The organism is Microbacterium hydrocarbonoxydans (assembly GCF_023715885.1).
Lineage (GTDB): Bacteria > Actinomycetota > Actinomycetes > Actinomycetales > Microbacteriaceae > Microbacterium > Microbacterium hydrocarbonoxydans_C.
The window spans coordinates 454,950-471,813 of sequence record NZ_JAMBOY010000001.1 but is presented as its reverse complement, the minus strand read 5'-3'; the positions used below and the strand labels follow the sequence as shown (position 1 = coordinate 471,813).

17 protein-coding genes are annotated in these 16,864 nt (G+C 70.2%); 2 read left to right on the top strand and 15 right to left on the bottom strand.

What is annotated here, in order from left to right; genetic code table 11:
• Nucleotides 1-63: 63 nt before the first annotated feature.
• From M3195_RS02190 to M3195_RS02175, 4 genes are all read right to left on the bottom strand, one after another.
• Complete coding sequence (locus M3195_RS02190; RefSeq protein WP_251584786.1) at nt 64-2,505, bottom strand: CHAT domain-containing protein; 2,442 nt, start codon at nt 2,503-2,505, stop codon at nt 64-66.
• Between the two features lie 44 nt (nt 2,506-2,549).
• The gene (locus tag M3195_RS02185; protein ID WP_251584784.1) at nt 2,550-4,112 is read right to left on the bottom strand and encodes a S8 family peptidase; all 1,563 of its coding nucleotides are present in this window, start codon (nt 4,110-4,112) and stop codon (nt 2,550-2,552) included.
• Nucleotides 4,113-4,193: 81 nt separating this feature from the next.
• Entirely contained in the window at nt 4,194-4,655 is a 462-nt protein-coding gene (locus M3195_RS02180) for a hypothetical protein (protein ID WP_251584782.1), read from the bottom strand.
• Nucleotides 4,652-5,275 carry an RNA polymerase sigma factor gene (locus M3195_RS02175; RefSeq protein WP_251584780.1) on the bottom strand — a complete coding sequence of 208 codons (624 nt, stop codon included), beginning with the start codon at nt 5,273-5,275 and terminating at the stop codon, nt 4,652-4,654. The genes M3195_RS02180 and M3195_RS02175 overlap by 4 nt, the downstream gene beginning before the upstream one ends.
• A gap of 111 nt (nt 5,276-5,386) precedes the next feature.
• Between M3195_RS02175 and M3195_RS02170 the strand changes: the two genes are divergently transcribed.
• Entirely contained in the window at nt 5,387-5,605 is a 219-nt protein-coding gene (locus M3195_RS02170) for an SCO4848 family membrane protein (RefSeq protein WP_251584778.1), read from the top strand.
• 4 nt (nt 5,606-5,609) lie between these two features.
• Here M3195_RS02170 and M3195_RS02165 read toward each other — a convergent pair whose 3' ends face one another.
• Entirely contained in the window at nt 5,610-6,905 is a 1,296-nt protein-coding gene (locus M3195_RS02165; protein WP_251584776.1) for an MFS transporter, read from the bottom strand.
• A 75-nt stretch (nt 6,906-6,980) separates the two neighbouring features.
• Here M3195_RS02165 and M3195_RS02160 point away from each other — a divergent pair, with 75 nt between their 5' ends.
• Complete coding sequence (locus tag M3195_RS02160) at nt 6,981-7,562, top strand: ArsR/SmtB family transcription factor (protein ID WP_251584774.1); 582 nt, start codon at nt 6,981-6,983, stop codon at nt 7,560-7,562.
• Here M3195_RS02160 and M3195_RS02155 read toward each other — a convergent pair whose 3' ends face one another.
• From M3195_RS02155 to M3195_RS02110, 10 genes are all read right to left on the bottom strand, one after another.
• Nucleotides 7,563-8,672 (bottom strand): FUSC family protein, encoded by a 1,110-nt coding sequence (locus tag M3195_RS02155; protein WP_251584772.1) that lies wholly within the window; start codon nt 8,670-8,672, stop codon nt 7,563-7,565.
• 233 nt (nt 8,673-8,905) lie between these two features.
• Complete coding sequence (locus tag M3195_RS02150) at nt 8,906-9,592, bottom strand: hypothetical protein (protein WP_251584770.1); 687 nt, start codon at nt 9,590-9,592, stop codon at nt 8,906-8,908.
• Entirely contained in the window at nt 9,592-10,503 is a 912-nt protein-coding gene (locus tag M3195_RS02145; RefSeq protein WP_251584768.1) for an ABC transporter ATP-binding protein, read from the bottom strand. Before M3195_RS02145 ends, M3195_RS02150 begins: the two co-directional genes overlap by 1 nt.
• Nucleotides 10,500-10,880, bottom strand: coding sequence for a GntR family transcriptional regulator (locus M3195_RS02140; RefSeq protein WP_251584766.1), 381 nt, complete (start codon nt 10,878-10,880; stop codon nt 10,500-10,502). Before M3195_RS02140 ends, M3195_RS02145 begins: the two co-directional genes overlap by 4 nt.
• Nucleotides 10,881-11,091: 211 nt before the next feature.
• Nucleotides 11,092-11,802 carry a FadR/GntR family transcriptional regulator gene (locus M3195_RS02135; RefSeq protein ID WP_251584764.1) on the bottom strand — a complete coding sequence of 237 codons (711 nt, stop codon included), beginning with the start codon at nt 11,800-11,802 and terminating at the stop codon, nt 11,092-11,094.
• Nucleotides 11,803-11,847: 45 nt separating this feature from the next.
• Nucleotides 11,848-13,317: an APC family permease gene (locus M3195_RS02130; protein WP_251584762.1), complete on the bottom strand. Its 1,470-nt coding sequence runs from the start codon at nt 13,315-13,317 to the stop codon at nt 11,848-11,850.
• 49 nt (nt 13,318-13,366) lie between these two features.
• Nucleotides 13,367-14,146 carry a carbon-nitrogen hydrolase family protein gene (locus M3195_RS02125; protein WP_251584760.1) on the bottom strand — a complete coding sequence of 260 codons (780 nt, stop codon included), beginning with the start codon at nt 14,144-14,146 and terminating at the stop codon, nt 13,367-13,369.
• 109 nt (nt 14,147-14,255) lie between these two features.
• Entirely contained in the window at nt 14,256-15,056 is an 801-nt protein-coding gene (locus M3195_RS02120) for an ABC transporter permease subunit (protein WP_251584758.1), read from the bottom strand.
• Nucleotides 15,053-16,165 (bottom strand): ABC transporter ATP-binding protein, encoded by a 1,113-nt coding sequence (locus tag M3195_RS02115; RefSeq protein ID WP_251584756.1) that lies wholly within the window; start codon nt 16,163-16,165, stop codon nt 15,053-15,055. The genes M3195_RS02120 and M3195_RS02115 overlap by 4 nt, the downstream gene beginning before the upstream one ends.
• A complete protein-coding gene (locus tag M3195_RS02110; RefSeq protein WP_251584754.1) occupies nt 16,162-16,815 on the bottom strand; it encodes a TetR family transcriptional regulator in 654 nt (217 codons plus the stop codon). Before M3195_RS02110 ends, M3195_RS02115 begins: the two co-directional genes overlap by 4 nt.
• Nucleotides 16,816-16,864: the final 49 nt, after the last annotated feature.

The following is a 16,864-nucleotide window of genomic DNA, read 5'->3' as shown; positions in this document are numbered from 1 at the left end:
TGGCACCCTCTGCAGATCAGGAGAGGGTGCCCCTCTCGCTGATACATCGAGTGGAGAAAATCTCTAGAACCCGTCCCCGTGGCACTGGAAAGGGGCGCGGAGGCCGGTCGATCCGGATGCGGCGGCCAGCGCCTCGGCCGGAGCGTCGCCGCCCGCGAGCCGTGAGTGCACCGCTCCGAGGAGTTCGCACGCCACATCGTCGGCGACCACGACCGGCGCTGCGATCACGCATCGCGTACCGGCATGCAGCCAGACACGCGTCATGCCCAGCGCTTCCTCTCCCCACCGCACCGACGACCGTCCGAGCTCGCACGCCGACAACACGACCGTGTCGGGCGTGCGCGGGATGAGGTCGACGTCGTATCCGAACAAGGTTCCGTCGGCGAGCTCGAACCCCGAGAACATCGGGTTGTCGACCGCGTGACGTCCGTGTGCGGCGATGTGGAGAACGTCGACGCGTCCGGCCAGGTCGGTGACCGCGTCGACCCGAGCGCCCTCGCCGACGTACACCTCGGCCGTGCGCCACGCGCCCGCCGCGGTGTGCACCTCCTCGACCCCGCGGGCAACGCGAGGCCCCGCCGCGAAGCCCGCGCGGCGCACCGTCGCCCTGTGGCCCCGGCGAGGGAGCGCGCGGTCCCCCAGGAGGCGCGACACCGAGGTCGCGATCGTGAACGGGACGCCGGCGAGTCCCGGCAGCATGGCCCAGGGGATGCCGCCGAGGATGCCGGGGATCGTCAGCGCCAGCCGCGACACATGCGGTGCCGCGGCGAGCACGGGCGCGAGCAGCGACTCGTCGAGAGCGTTCAGCCGTTCGTCGAGGGATCGGGCGACGATCGCCGCCATCGGGCCACCGTGCGTGAGGGCGGCGACGTCGAGGTCGGCGCGCAGGCCGTCGAGAGCGGCACGGATGCGCGGCCACGTCAGCTGGATGATCGTGGCCCCGGCCGCCGTGACGACCGTGCAGAGCAGGTCGTCCCCCGTGTACACGTACGCGAGGATCGCTGTCTGCTCGTCGAGCCGAGCCAGGGTGGTCGGCAGATCGAGACGTCCGCGATTCGCGCCTGCGCCGATCGACGACCATTGCCGGTCGCGCACCCGGTCGCGCAGCGCCCTCACCCTGGCGTCTGCGGTCCAGTCCGCGCCGGCGAGATCGGCGCGCAGCATGCGCAACTCCGCGAGGTCGGCGGCGAGATTCGCGTCGCGCGGCGGACGAACCGGGGCGACCTGCTGACTCAGGTGCCTGGCGCGCTCCGACCACTCGAACAGCACACTCGGATCCCGCATGCGCGCCGCTGCCGCGAGTCCGGCGAACATCAGTTCGGCGCCGTGCATCGCGACCGACGCCTGCAGATCGAGGGCGCCGAACGACTGCTGCCACGACGTGAGCAGGTCGAGGCCGTCTGCCGCGGCGCGCAGGGCCGCGGCATCCCTCCCGGCCTTCGCTGCTCGCACCGCCCGCACCTCGTGGGCGCGCAGACGCAGCGGGGTGGGGTCGTCGTCGGCGATGCGCGGCATCCGCTGTTCGTCCGCGAGCCGGGCGGTGAGGGCCAGGGCCGTCGCCTCCGTGTGGAACCCCCCGTCGGCGAGCGCCGCCGTGGTGCGTACGAAGGCTCTGTGGTCGACGCCGCGCGCCGGGTGGGCACGGAGGGATGCTTCGAGGCGCACGGCCTCGGCCCGCGCCGACCAGCCGTCGCTGCCGAGCGACGCGAAGCGACGGGCGGCCCTGGCGGCGGTGCGCTCGGCGGCCGCGGGGTCGTGCCGCAGCAGCGACCGGGCGAGATGGAACTCGGCCTCGCCGCGTGCCTGCCGCATCCGCTGGGCCCCGAACCGTTTCGCCACCTCGTCGAGCAGCGCTTCCGCCTCGGTGGTCAGCCCCGCGTCACGAAGCACCTCCGCGCGGTCGAGGTCGCTGATCGCCGCTGCCAGGTCGCTCGTGGCGGCGAGCGCAGGACGCGAGGCGGTCATGAGGTTCAGCGCGGTCACGAGATCGCCGCCGAGCAGCGCTGCGTACCCGAGGTTGTGGCGCGCCTCGGCCAGGGGCTCCTCCTCGCCGAGCGACTCGTAGACGGCGACGGCGCGGCGCAGGTCGGCGGTGCAGTCGTCGAGGCGGTGCCGCTGCATCCCGACGATCGAACGACTCATCAGCAGGTTCGCGCGTTCGATCGAGCCCTCGTCCAGCGCGTCGATCGCCCGCGTCAGCGACTGGTCCGCCTCGTCGAGTCGGCCGCCGTGCATGAGCAGTGTGCCGAGCTGGCCGTGCAGCAGCGCCACCGTCTCGGCGCGAAGACCGGGCCGCTCGAGGGCGTCGCGAGAGAGCCGCTCCGCCTCGGCAGGCTCGCCGATCTGGGCCAGTACGTACGCCATGGTGCCGTCGATCCTCGCGCGGAGTTCGTCGTCGTCGGCGCGGGCGGTCGCCGCCGCCAGCGCGCGTCTCGCCTGACCGAACCGCCGGGAGTTGGCAGCGTCGACACCACGCTGATGCAGCTCGCGCGCAGACAGGGGCATCGTCCCAGAATGCCGGTCGGTGCGTCTCCACGGAAGTGCGCGGGCTACTCCCGCGGTGCCGGCAGCGTCTTCAGTACCGCCGCCACGGCCTTCGCCGCGGTCGCCGCTGACACGCCATCGCCTGGCACGACCCCGAGCTGCGCCGCGATGCGTCCGGCGACGTACGGCGCCGCGAACGACGTGCCGCTCCAGATCGCGAATCCGCCGCGGTAATCGTCGGGATCGATCGTCTCGCGGCGCAGTCCGTCGACATCGGCGCGGCACGATGCCTGCTCTCCGCCCACGAACGCCGGCGACGTGCTGACGACCGCTGCTCCCGGCGCATACACCTGCACCCACGGGCCGACGTTCGAGAACAGGGCGACCGAGCGCGCCGAGGGGTTCAGCGCCCCGACAGAAACGTGCGGGGCGTCGTCGTCGTGCGGGATGCCGTTGTTCGACCCGGGCCACGGCCAGAGCGAGGCAGGGAACGACGGCCGGTCGATCGCGTCGTTGCCGGCAGAGCACACCACGACGCAGCCGAGCTCCCTGGCCTTGGTCAACAGCGCCGTGAGCGTGGTGCTGAAGAGCCCGTCCTCAGGGGTCTCGTGGTAATACCCGAGCGACAGATTGAGCACGTCGATCGGGTATCCGGTCGACGGATCCTGCCGGTGGCGGCGCAACAGCTCCACGACCTGCGCGACCGTCGTGAGGAACGTGCTCTCGTCGATCACTCCGAGCGCTCCGGCCATGCGGACCGACAGGATGTCCGCATCCGGCGCCGTCTGGCGGATGATGCCGGCGATGAACGTGCCGTGCCCTGCGACGGCGTCGATCTCACCGTCGAGCTGGCCGTAGAGGTCGGGGTAGCGCTCGGGGTCGGCGTCGTCGGTGAGTCCGACCGGAATGCCGTCGAGCTCGACCTGCCGGGTGACGATGTCGTCGGGCAACCAGTCATGCACGCCGCAGCCGGTGTCGAGCACCGCGACCACGGGTCGCCGCCCGCGCTTCGGCGACGGTCCGCGCCGCGGTGCGGGTCCGAGCCAGCTCACCGGCTGCCGTGCCCCTCGACCCGGCTCGAGGTAGTCGTCGCTGCCGCCCGCTCCGGCTCCGCGCACGGGGTTGGTGCGGCTGAACGGGTTCGTGCGACTGAAGGGGTTCGTGCGGCTGAACGGGTTGAGTCCCACCGGATCGATCGACAGGACGTGCTCGAGGCTGGTCCGCGGCATCGGCGACCGGGTGCTTCGACGCGCGCGCTGCAGGACGCGCCAGGCGTCGGGTGGTACGGGCGACTCGCCGCGCACGGGTTCGTCGGGCGTCGTGAGGCGCGCGCGCAGGAATCCCGGCACCCCGGGGAGCAGATCGTCGGCGTACAGGCGGGAGTCGGGCGACTCGATGTCGAGCTGCCAGCCGAAGGATGCCGCGGCGTCGCGGAGAGCCTTCACCTCGCCGTCGTACGCCTCGTGGTCGCTGTCGCGGTCGAAGGTGATGAGCAGCCGCTCCGGCAGGTATGCCGTCGGGAAGGCGCGGACGCCGTCGACCGGTTCGACGTTCGGATCGAGCGCCGTCCCTCGACGGATCGATCCTTCCGCTCTGTCCTGCCAGCTCCAACCCCTCGGCTGCTCCATGATCGGTCGTCCCCTCCTCGCGGGCGCACCCGCATCCTGTGCGGGCGTGCCCGCGGTGTGTGCGGGCGGACCCGCGATGGATCACAACTCGAACTGCGGTGTCGACAGTGTGCGTTCCTCGTCGCCGACGGTGGTGGTGAGCCGCACGCGGGTGAACCCGTCCGGCACCTCATCGAATGCGAAGCGTCCGGTCTCGCTGGGGGCAGTGCGGCGGACCCGCTCCCCCTGCCTGAGCTCGATCGTCGCGGCGGCGGTGTCGGCCCACCCGTCGACCCGGTGGCGTCCGCTCGCCGTGCGCGTCACGTGCAGCAGGATGCTGGTCGTGCCGTCGCTGAACTGCAGGGTGAGGGCGTCGGTGTCGCCGCGCACCGCGCCGAGCGGCTGCTCGATGAGGGTCAGCATGGCGTACTCCTCGCTCAGGCCCTCGGCGGCGACGGCGGCGATCATCCGGTCGATGAGTGTCGCCGGCATCGGATCGACGTCGCGCCACAGATCACGCAGCCGGGCGAACAGCGCGGCATCCTCCTGGTCGGTCCCGCTCATGGCGCCCCCTCCGTCCGAGTCGTCGGAGCGTCGAGCAGCGCGCGCAGTTTGGCGAGGCATCGCTGCCTCGTGGGGCCGATGCTGCCGACGGGCATGCCGAGATCGGCGGCCAGCCGTGCATAGTCCGGCCGATCTTCGAATGCGATCACCCGCAGGAGCCGCTGGCAGCGCTCGGCGAGGAGCCGCACGGCTGCCCAGAGTCGGCGGTTCTCATCGCCCGTCGCGGCATGCTCCTCGGCGGACTTCTGCTCCGGCAGCAGTGCGTCGAGAGCATCGGTGTCGGTGGTGTCCATCCGCCCGTGCGCCTTGCCCGCGCGCCACGCCTCGCGACGCGCGGTCGTCGTCAGCCAGGCGGCGACGGCGCGGGCCTCGGTGATGGAGGGGCCGCTGCGGACTAGCTGCATCCATGTCGTCTGGACGACGTCCTCGGCCAGCGTGCGCTCGAGACCGTAGGCGCGCACGACATGCCAGAGCACAGGTGTCATCAGCCGCACGAGGTCGTCCATCGCGCGGCTGTCGCCGCCCCGCCATGCGTCGAAGTGTGCGGCGGCGAGCTTCCAGCGTGCCGCGCCGTCATCCGGTGCAGGATCGTGGCCGGCGCCGGGTACGCCGTCGGTCATGGGACTCATTGTGATCACACCTGTCAGGAGCGCGGCAAGAGGTTCCTGATACATGGACCCGGTCGATTTCTCCCGGCGGATCGCGCGCGGTCGAGCCGATACCGTGGAGGGGTGACCGTGCTCGCCGTGCTCCTGTTCGCCAACGCCGCCTTCAACGCCCTCGTGTGGCCGCGGTTCTACGCCCGGATCGCCAAGGATCCCCGGGCTCGGGATGCCGCGGGCAAACCCACGACGTTCCTCACCGTGCACGTGGTGCTGATCTCGATCGCCCTGGTGCTCGCCCTCGCCTCGGCGCTCGCCGGGATCGCGGCGCTGACCGGGTCGCTGTAGCGGCTCAACGCGACTCGTACGCCTTCGCGTGCTCGGCCCACCGCGACTCGACGGGCAGCGCGCGGAGCGCTCGATTGCCGACGGCGAGAGAGACGGATGCCAGGCACAGGCCAGCGCAGACGAGCAGCGTCCCCTCCCGTCCGAGCCAGGCGAGACCGAAGCCTGCGACGAGCGGGGCGAGCGGCAGCGCGCCCATCGAGAGCACGCCGGCCGCGCTGTTCGCCCGCCCGAGCAGCCGGCTCGGCGTCGCCACCATGAAGTAGCCCATCATCCCGGCGTTGAGCGCCGGCAGCAGGAGCACCGATGCCCCGAGCACGGCGACGATCCCCCACGGCTGATCGACCCAGCAGAGCACGACGGTGCCGATCGTCGCCGTCGCCAGACCTGCAATGGCGATGGCCCCGGCGCCGAACCGCGGCACGAGGAGAGGAGCGACGATGGCCCCACCCAGCATGATCGCGCCGACGGCCGCCCCGAGCGTGCCGATCAGGACCTCCGAGTATCCGGACTGTTGCAGCGCGTAGATGACGGTCGTGATCGCGGCGTTGAAGCCGAGGTTGATCACCGTCACCGTGAGCAGCACTCCACCGAGGTCGGGCCTCGACATGAGCCAGGAGAATCCTTCGCGCAGCTCGCGCCACGCGCTCGCCGCGGCGGCGGGGGCGTCGCTCTCCCGATCGTCTGACTCCACGGGGAGGACGGATGCCGTCGGCTCGGTGCGCCGCAGCATCCAGGCCGTCGTCCCGGCGATGAGTTGACAGAGTGTCATCGCGGCGCCGATCGCCCAGCCGCCCATGCTCAGGAGCAGACCGCCGAGGGGGCCTCCGGCGAGCTGCAGCGCGGCGTCGCGCCCCTGGTTCGCCGCCTGCGCCCGGCCCATGGCGTCGTCGGGCACGATCTCCTTGATCGCGCTTTCGCCTGCCACGTCGAAGACGCCGCTGCGCGCCGCGAGCAGCACGTTGAGGATGAGCAGGGTCGCGAAGGTGAGCGCATCGGCGAGCGCGAGCACGGTGAACGCGCCCGCGAGCAGCACCCCGAGGAGCGATCCGACGATCATGAGGTCGATGCGTGCGTGCCGATCGGCGAGGATCCCGCCGGCGAGGGTCAACACCACCTTGGCGACCATGCCGGCTCCGCCGATGACGCCGGCCTGCGCGGGATCGTCGGTGACGATCAAGGCGAGAAGCGGCACCGCGAAGCCGAACAAGGCAGCGGCGAGTCCCTTGCTCGTGTCGCTCGCGAGCCAGATGAGGTAGCGCGGGCTGCGCCAGAGACTCGACGGGGTCCTGACAGCGGTCATGAATCACAGCGTAGATTGCCAACAATAGTTGCGCAACTATCCTTGCGCAATTCCGGGTGCACGTATGATCGACCCATGACCGGAGGAGCGCAGGGGGAGGATCCCGTGTGGATGACCTCCGCCATGCTCAAGGCCTACGCGCACCCCCTCCGGCGGCGAATCCTGAAGCTCCTGGCCCGCCGCGGCCACATGCGGGCGGCCGACATCGCTGCCGAGCTCGACGTGCCCGCGAACCGCGTGAGCTTCCACCTGCGCAGCCTGGCCGACGCAGCCCTCATCACCGAAGCCCCCGAGCACGCCCGCGATCGTCGCGATCGGGTCTGGACAGCCGTTCGAGGCGCCATGAGCGTCGGTGACCCCGATCACCCGGTGGCCGACGAGGAGCTCGGCGGCGCCGTGGTCCAGGCCGTCGCCGCCGAGCATCAGGATCTGCTGCAGCGCGTCGTCGCGTGGGCGCCCGAGTACTACGGCGGCCGCTCGCCCGGCATTCGCGCGGTGTTCCAGCAGCGCACCACTCGGCTCACCGAGACCGAGTTCGAAGCACTGCTGCACGAGTTCGACGAGGCGTTCGAGCGCGCCGAGGCCGCCCACGACGAGAACGATCCCGACGGGCGCTTCTGGCAGGTCGACATCGTCGCGGCCGACGACACGATCTGATCAGTCGTCCGACTCGCGCGTCGCGCCGCTCACGATGAGGATGCGGCGCAGATGCATGGCTGTGAGCACTCCGGGACCTGTCGTGCGGCCGACGTCAGCCGTACGATCGTCGACGGTCTCCAGCAGTCTCCGGATGGCTCGGGCGGCCTCGGCGCGTAGGCGGTGGGCCTCGGCCGTCGACGGGTCCTCCGCGGCGATCGCGTCGGCCACGGCGTGGCAGGCAGCCGCCAGGGGTTCGGGCAGTTCCGGATCGAGGGGCATCGCGCCCGGGCGGTCCCAGATCGTGTCGGCCGTCGCGTCGGCGATGTCGCGGATCAGATGCGCGATGCGATCGAGACGGGTGAGATCCTCGTGCACGTGCTGCGTCTCGCCGCGGCCGCCGCGCGCACGAGGATTCACGCGGCGACTGTCATCCGCTTCCGCCAGCGCGGTGCGCAGCGACGATGTCGTGTCAGCGAGCGACGCCGCATCCTCCGCCCACTGCTCGTGCTCCGGCGGCCACGACTCGGTGATCGCATAGCCGATGTCGTGCAGGTGGTCGCTGAGCTGATGGCGGAACGCGTCGACCCGTGCCGCCGCGGCCAGGGTCGTGGGCGCAGGCGCGATCACGAGGTTGACGACCAGTCCGATGACGACGCCGACCGCCATCTGCGTGAGGTAGCCGAGGGAGTAGTCGTCGGCGTTCTGCCCCCCGATGATCAGCACGAACAGTGCCGCGATGGGCACGTACTCCTTGCCGGCGCCGAACCAGCCGGTGCCCGAGAGCAGCACGCCGACGCCGACGACGACGGGAATGGTCCACCAGTTGGGGCCGACCGTCACGATCACGAGCGTGGCGAGGCCGATGCCGGCGACCAGGCCGAGAAGCGTCTGCAGACTCGACCGCACCGATCCCATGAGCGTCGGGTACATGCTCACGAGCGCGCCGAGCGGAGCATAGTACGGGTATTGATCGGTGACACCCGGCATCTGCGGGGCGATCCACCACGCCAGCCCGACGGCCAGCGCGGTCTTCGCCGCGAGCAGCAGCCGCGCGGGCTGCACCGCCCCGCGCAGCGATTCCACGATGGCCGGGCGGCGTTCGCGGATTCGCGAGCGGATCTTCGTCACGGCATCCTCTCGGTCGTCCTCCCCGCACGAAGACGATAGCCGCTCGCCTCAGGCAGTCGAACGGGGTTGCCTCACGGGTGCGGGCCGGGTAGAGGCGGCCCGCACGGCCGGCATCCGCCCGCCCGTGCGTACGGGTCGGGGGCCGACACGCCGGATGTCGAATGGATGCCGTGAAGCAGTCCGCCGATCGGCGTGTCGGCCCCCGAGGTGCGGCCGGAAGGGGATCGGACGATCTACGGAATCACGCGCCGGAATGCGAAGAACGAGACCGCCGAGAGCACCGCCACGATGACGAGTCCCCACAATGCCAGTCCCAGCGCTCCGAGGTCGCCGATCGCGCGCCCGACCTGCAGCCACAGCTCCAGACGAGTCACGAGGAACACCAGTGCCAGGAGCACGAGTGCGAGCCCGACGCCGACGATCGTCAGCACCAGCGGGCCCCAGCTCTTGTAGATCGTGGCACCCGTGAACCCGAGCATGAACAGGAAGAGGGCGAGCGTGAAGAACACGATGAAGGCGCCTGCAGGTCCTGCCTCCCACAGCCACGGCAGGTGGAAGACGTACCCGTTCACGCCGTATCCGTTCGTGGCGAGCTCGATCGCACCGCCGAGCAGGAACACGAGGCCCAGCAGAGCGCTTCCCAGCACGGCGGTGGCCAGCGTGCCGAGGAAGAAGTCCCGCCTGGTCACGCTCATCGCCTGCGAGAACGGGAACGTGTAGGTCATCGCGCCCATGCCGATCGCGAAGAAGTACCAGAGCGGGGCCTGCCCGCCGCCGCCGTACTTCGGTGTGTCGACCGGGATCATCGCGTAGATGAGCACCGAGATCACGACGGCCGAGCCGAGGATGATCAGGGGCACCCAGATGAAGGTCTGCCGGTTGATCAGCTGCAGACGGATGACGTTGAGGGTGCGTCGCATCAGAGGACTCCTTCCTTCACGGCTGCGTCTCTCGACGCGGATTCCGCCTTCTGCGTGAGGCGGACGATCAGCTGTTGCAGCGAGACGGGAGCGAGGTCCAGACCGGACGCCGAGATCTCGGCGCGCTCGGCGGCTGAGACGTGTCCGAGCACGGTGACCGACGCCACGCGGCCGAGCGACTCGCGATGGAGCACCTCCCGGCCGGAGGCCCAGGCATCGACCTTCTCCGCGTCGCCGACGACGGTCACGGCGCGGTCGCGCACGTCATCCGTGTCCTCCTCGAGGAGGATCCGACCGTTGTCGATCACGATGACTTTCTCGATGAGGTTCGAGACCTCGTCGATGAGGTGCGACGACAGGATGATCGTGCGCGGATGCTCGGCGTAGTCCTCGAGCAGGCGGTCGTAGAAGATCTGCCTGGCAACGGCGTCGAGTCCGAGGTACGGCTCGTCGAAGAAGGTCAGCTCGGCGCGGGAGGCGAGCCCGATGATGACCCCGACGGCCGAGAGCTGTCCTCGCGACAGCTTCTTGATCGTCTGCTTCATCGGCAGCTGGAACTCGTCGATCAGCTCATCGGCCAGCTCCTGATTCCAGTTGCGGAAGAACAGACTCGCGGCCTTGAACGCGTGACGCGGATACGCGTCGTCCGGGTACTTCTGGCTCTCGCGCACGAAGCAGACGCGGTCGAGCACGCGAGCGTTCTCGTAGGGCTGCTCCCCGAAGACCCTGACGTCTCCGGAGCTGGCGAAGTTCTGCGCCGTGAGGATCGACATGAGGGTCGTCTTGCCGGCGCCGTTGCGCCCGAGCAGGCCGTAGATCGCACCGGCCTCGAGCTTCAGCGACACGTTGTCGAGCGCACGCTTGTCCTTGTAGCGCTTGGTGAGGTTCTGCACCTCGATGACGGCGGTCATGCGGGGTTCTTCCCTTCTGTGGAGGCCGCCCGCTCGGTCAGCAGGGCGGCGAGGTCGGTGGCGCTCAGGCCTAGAGTGCGGGCCTCAGCGAGGAGCGGGTCGAGGTAGCGGTCGGCGAACGCGGCACGGCGCTCGCCGAGCACGATCTCTCGCGCGCCCTCGGCGACGAACATGCCGATGCCGCGGCGCTTGTACAGCACTCCCTTGTCGGTGAGCATGGCGACTCCCTTCGCTGCCGTGGCGGGGTTGATCCGGTAGAAGCCGGCGAGCTCGTTGGTCGAAGGCGCCTTGGTCTCCTCTGCAAGCGAGCCGTCGATGATCGAATCCTCGATCTGCTCGGCGATCTGAAGGAAGAGCGGCTTGCCTTCTTCGATCACGAGTCCTCCGCAGTGGTTGGTGGGTTAGTTACATGAGTAGGTAACCACTTAACCCAGCGTGTGTCAAGGGGGCCACGGGAGGCGGCACCGGGTCGTTGAGCGAGCGGAGCGAGACGAAACGCGATTCCCGCTGTGCAACTCCATACCGCGTTTCGTCGCCTCGCTGCGCTCCTCGCTCAACGACCCGCGGCGGACCCTGCAGGGCAGCGACTCAGGCGCGCGGGCTCCCGACATACATCGACCCATGCAGCTCGGCGACGTGATCGAAGGCGATGCGGCTCGCGGCCGCGGCGTCCTTCGCGCGCAGCGCCTCGACGAGTCGGGCGTGCTCTTCGTTCGACGCGCGGAGGTAGTCGATGCGGTAAGGGATGAAGTAGGCGTAGAGCTCGTGCGAGACGCGCTGGTGCAGGTCGGCGGCGCCGGCAGCGTCCGCCATCCCGACCAGCACCTCATGGAACGCGGCGTCGGCGGTGCGGAACCCGGTCCAGTCGGGCACGGACCGCATCTCCTCGACGAGGACGTCGAGCCGTGCGAGCGCCCTCTCGTCGGCGGCGGCGCTGGCGATCGCGGCGAGTCCGGCCTCGAGCGCGGCGCGCTGGTCGATCAGGGCGTGCACGTGCGCGGCATCCGCTCTGTACGCGTCGATCGCGACGACCGTGCCCACCGCCGGTGCGTCGGCGATGAACGTGCCGCCCGCGTGGCCCTTGCGCCGGACGACGACGCCCTCTTCGCTCAGCGCGCGGTACGCGCGCCGCACGGTCATCTCGCTGACCTCGAACGCCCGAGCCGTGTCCTCGGTGCTGGGCAGGCGCTGCCCCGGCACGAGCATCCCGAGCTCGACGGCGAGCGAGATCCGCGCACGCACCGTGTCGACGGCGGTCGTGCGACGGATCGCGCCGAGTGCCGGGGAGGCCAGGTCCATCGTGTGCGTCTCTCGGTCGGCACCGGTCGGCCGGGGCGACCCGACTCAGCTCGTCGCGCGTTCCTCCGTGCGATCCGGTGCGGCGGGGTCCTCGACGAGTTCGGCGTCGAGGGGGAACCGCCTGCCCGCCACGATACCGATCGCCATCGCGACGACGGGGATCAGCGCGAGCACGGTGCTCACCGCCACGCTGCCCCCGGTCACGAGCGTGAAGTTCGACAGCACGAGCCACAGTGCGAACGCGAGACCGATCACGGCGAGGATTGGGAACACCCGCGCCTTCACCGATCGCCCGGATGCGAGCTCGGGGCGTCGCGCGAAGAAGACGAGCACGGCGATCGAGGTCGTCAGCATCAGCAGCACCATGCCGACCGTCGCGACCCCGGCCATGGAACCGAAGACGCCGACGAGGGGGTCGAGGCCCAGCAGCGCCAGGACGGCCAGCACGGCGGCGGCGGTGATCGTCTGGACGATCGACGAGAACGCCGGAGAGTGGTGGGCCGGGTGACGGCGTCCGAGTCGGGCGGGGAGGACCGCCTTGTGCGCGAGCGTGAACTGGTAGCGCGCGATCACATTGTGGAACGAGAGCACGCAGGCGAACAGACTCGTGATGAGCAGCACCTGTACGACGTCGCGCAGGATCGGCCCGAGGTACTGCGTCGTGGTGTCGAGCAGCAGGTTGCCCTCGCCGGCGAGCGTCTGCTGCGCCACCGCGACGGCGTTGCTCGCACCGACTCCGGTGACGAGCGCCCAGCACGAGATGGCGTAGAAGACGCCGATGATGATGACCGCGAGGTAGGTCGCCCGCGGGATGGTGCGCTCGGGCGCCCGGGCCTCGTCACGGAAGACCGCCGTCGCCTCGAACCCGATGAATCCGGTGAGCGCGAACAGCACCGCCACGCCGATTCCGCCCGTGAAGACGTTGGCGGGGTCGAAGGTCTCGAGAGCGATGCCCTCGGCGCCGCCGGTGGCGAAGATCACGACGTCGAGCACGACCACGACGAGGATCTCGAGGGCGAGCGCGATGCCGAGCACCTTGGCGCTCAGCTCGATGTGCCGGTATCCGAGCACAGCCACGATCGCCATGGTCGCGAACGAGTACAGCCACCACGGCAGGCTCGGCCCGCCGAAGAACGTCACGAGGTCGTCGACCGCCCAGCCCATGTAGCCGTACACGCCGACCTGGATCGCGGTGTACGCGACGAGGGCGGTGAAGGCGGAGCCGAGTCCGAACCGGGATCCGAGTCCGGCGGTCACATACGAGAAGAAGGCGCCGGCCTCCTTCACGAACGGCGTCATGGTGACGAAACCGACGGAGAAGACGAGCAGGATGACGGCCGCGAGCGCGAAGCCGATCGGGGCGCCGGCGCCGTTGCCGGAACCGATCGCGATCGGCACGTTGCCGCCGATCACGGTGAGGGGAGCGGCGGCGGCGATCACCATGAAGACGATCGCGCCGGTGCCGAGCTGGCCGCTGAGGCGCTGGCGCGGCTCGGCGAGAGGGGACACGGTCATGTGGTCTCTTTCGACGAGCATCCGGAAGGGGATGCGGGAGAGGAGGGGGTCAGTACAGATCGGTGCGGCGGTCGGCGAGGTACGGGTTCTCCCGTCGCGCGCGTCGCGTGGCCTCGGGATCGATCGTGGCGATCAGGAGGCCGGTCTCGGTGGGTCCGAGGGAGTCGAGGATGACGCCCTCGGGGGAGACGATGCTGCTGCGGCCGACATACGTCAGGTCGCCTTCAATACCGGTGCGGTTGACGTAGACGACGTGCACCTGGTTCTCCCACGCCCGCACGGGGATGAGCCGTTCGGCGATGTGCGCGTAGGGTTCCATCTGCGCGGTCGGGACGATGACGGCATCCGCCCCGCTGAGGGCCGCGGCGCGTACCGTCTCGGGGAACTCGACGTCGTAGCAGATGAGCACCGAGACCTTCACGCCGTCGATGTCGATCGTGGGCGGGAGGGTGTCGCCCGGCACGAAGAGGCTGCGATCGAGGTCGCCGAAGAGGTGGGTCTTGCGGTAGCGGAGCAGTTCGGTGCCGTCGCGGTCGACGGCGACGAGCGAGTTCGCGATGCCGCCCTCCGGGAGGGTTTCGGGGAGCCCGGCGATGATCGCGATGCCTTCCGAGCGCGCGATCTCCGCGATGCGGTCGACGAGCTCGGGCGCGGCGAGCGGTGCCAGCGCGTCGCCGATGTTGTAGCCGGTGACGAACATCTCGGGCGTGACGAGCAGGTCTGCTCCTCGCGATGCGGCATCTCGAGCCGCTTCGGCGATCACCGCGAGGTTCGCCTCGACATCGCCGGCGACGCCGTCGTGCTGCAGTCCGGCGATGGTCAGCGTCATGCGGGGCTCCTCGGGATACGTCGTCGTGATCCATCTAATAGATCAGAATGATCCATTAGATGACCATTGTGTGACGATCGTGTTTCCTCCGCAAGGGAGGCGCCCCGATTCAGCCCCGCAGGTCGCGCGCGCGGAGCGCGATCGCGGACGCCGCGGCGAGCGCTGTCGCCGACGCCCAGACGAGCGCAAGGCCTCCGGCATCCACCCCTTCGGTGAGCGGCGACTGCCGATACACCCAGGCATACGGCGAGAGAGCGTTCAGCCACTCGATGTCGCTCGACTGCTTCGCGAGTGCCTGCAGGATGTACCCGAGCACGGCGATCCCCGCGCCGACGCCGGTGGCCCAGACGCGGCGGCCCGTGGCCGCTCCCGCGAGCAGTGCCGCCGATGCCGTGAGGAACGCGAGCCCGGTCAGCGCGGCGCTCGCACCGACGATGCGTGCCGGCTCGAGGTCCAGTTGGGCCGGTCCGTTCAGTGCCCAGACCATGAGTCCGGAGAACGCTCCGAGCCACAGCAGTCGTAGGAGCACACTGAGGGCCGATTCGAGGGCGTACCGCACCCTCCCGATGCCGTGCGCGAGATCGAGTTCGGCGCGGCCGCTCTCCTCGGCGCCCGCGAGTGCCGCGGAGCCCCAGACCACGGCAGCGATGGTCAGCAGCAGGAAGCCCATGAGCCCGTAGAACGTGCTCTGCGTATAACCCGCTCCGCTGGAGATCTGGTCATAGCCGATCGTCTCCACGAGTTCCTTCGGCAGCGCGGAGATGAGGTCCTGCAGCTGCGCGCTGCCGCCGAGGCTCGGGTACAGCGGCAGATACAGCGCGAGGACAGCGGCGATGCCGGCGGTCCAGCCGAGCACGCTCCGCCACGACTCGCGCAGGCTGCGCCGGAACACCGGGAGGATGCCGTTCATCGCCGCCCCTCCCGCCGTGCGCGCCGGGATCGCCGGGAGGGTGGTGCGGCAGCATCCGCCTCGTGTTCCCCTTCTTCCCTGTCGAAACCCACCTCGCCCGACGAGGCCCACCTCGCCCGACGTCGTTCGTGGTGGGTATCGACGCGCGAGGTGGGTTTCGGCGCAGAAGGAGAGGGCGCAGGGCCGGCAGACGAAGCCGCGCCATACAGGCGCAGTACGGACTCCTCGAGGTCGGGCTCCTCGACCGACAGGTCGCGCACCTCGAATCGGGCGAGCGCCTTCACGAATGGATCGATGGCGCCCTCGACGGTGCCGGAGACCTGCAGGATGCCGTCGGCCTCGCGCAGCTCCAGACCGGCGAGGCCCGGAACGCTGCCCAGCGCACGGCGGGCGACCGCGGCATCCGCCGCCAGCTCCGCGCGTACCCGACGGATCGAGCCGAGCCGGAGCGACGACACGTCTCCGTCGGCGACCACGCGTCCGTTCGCGAGCACCGCGACCTGGTCGGCCGTCTGCTGGATCTCGCTCAGGACGTGCGAGCTGAGCAGGACGGTCTGTCCGGCATCCCGCGCTTCGCGGACCATCGCGAGGAACTCGCGTTGCACGAGCGGGTCGAGGCCGCTCGTCGGCTCGTCGAGGATGAGCAGCTCCGGGCGGTGCATGAACGCCTGGATGAGGCCGACCTTCTGCTTGTTGCCCTTCGAGAGGGTGCGTACCGGTCGGCCGAGGTCGACGCCGAGGCGATCGGCCAGGTCGCGCGCGTTCCGCAGAGTCTCGGCGGCGTCGCACGTGCCGGAGACCTGGGCGTAGAAAGACAGGGTGCGGTGTCCGCTCGCGCGGCCCTCGAGGCGCAGCTCGCCGGGCACGTACCCGATGCGTCGGCGCAGCGCCGCCCCGTCGCGCCTCGGTTCCGCCCCGAGCACTCGCACATCGCCCGACGACGGGCGGATGACGTCGACGAGCGTGCGAAGGGTCGTGGTCTTGCCGGCGCCGTTGGGGCCGATGAGTCCGAACACGGTACCCGGCCGCACCGTGAGGTCGAGCTCGTGGACCGCCACGCGGCGGCCGTAGCGCTTGTGCAGCTTCCGGATCTCTATCGCGTCGGTCATGATTCTCGAGCCTCCTCCGCTTCTCCATCGGCGGGTGCCGCACGTGCTCCGTCGAGCAGCGCAGTGGTCGAGTAGATGCCGTGCGTGAGCAGCTCCAGGGTCGGGACGGTCATGCGCCGGAGCCCCGCCGGGCTGAGCTGATCGGACCCGAGCGCCCGCGCCATCTGCGCGCGCATCACGACGGGTCCGAGTCCGATCATCGTGACCAGGAGGATCGTCATCTCGGGGTCGCTCATCGGTTCGAGCACTCCGGCGTTGCGCTGATCCTCGAAGACGCGCCGGGTGGCGTCGAGCAGTCTGTCGAAGAGGAGATCGGCCGCGGGTGAGCCGTCGACGAGCATGCGCGCCAAGTAGTCGATGTAGGGGCCGTAGCGCTCGATGTCGTGCATCGCCGCACGGATGCGGTCCCGCGTCGGGGCCTCGATGACCGCGTGCTCCTCGTCGATGAATACGCTCACCACGTGCGCGTCGCACTCGGCGCGCAGGGCGTTCCTATCCCCGAAGTGATGCACGATCAGCGCCGGGCTGACCCCGGCCTCGCGGGCGATGGACCGCAGGCTCGTCGCGTCGAAGCCGTCGCGGGCGAACGCGATGATCGCGGTGTCGCGGATGCGGGCGCGGGCCGTGAGATCGTCAGATGCTGAACGCATGTACAGCAGGCTAAACGCGTGTTCAGTCCGGGTCAAGGGCCGGGCGCTT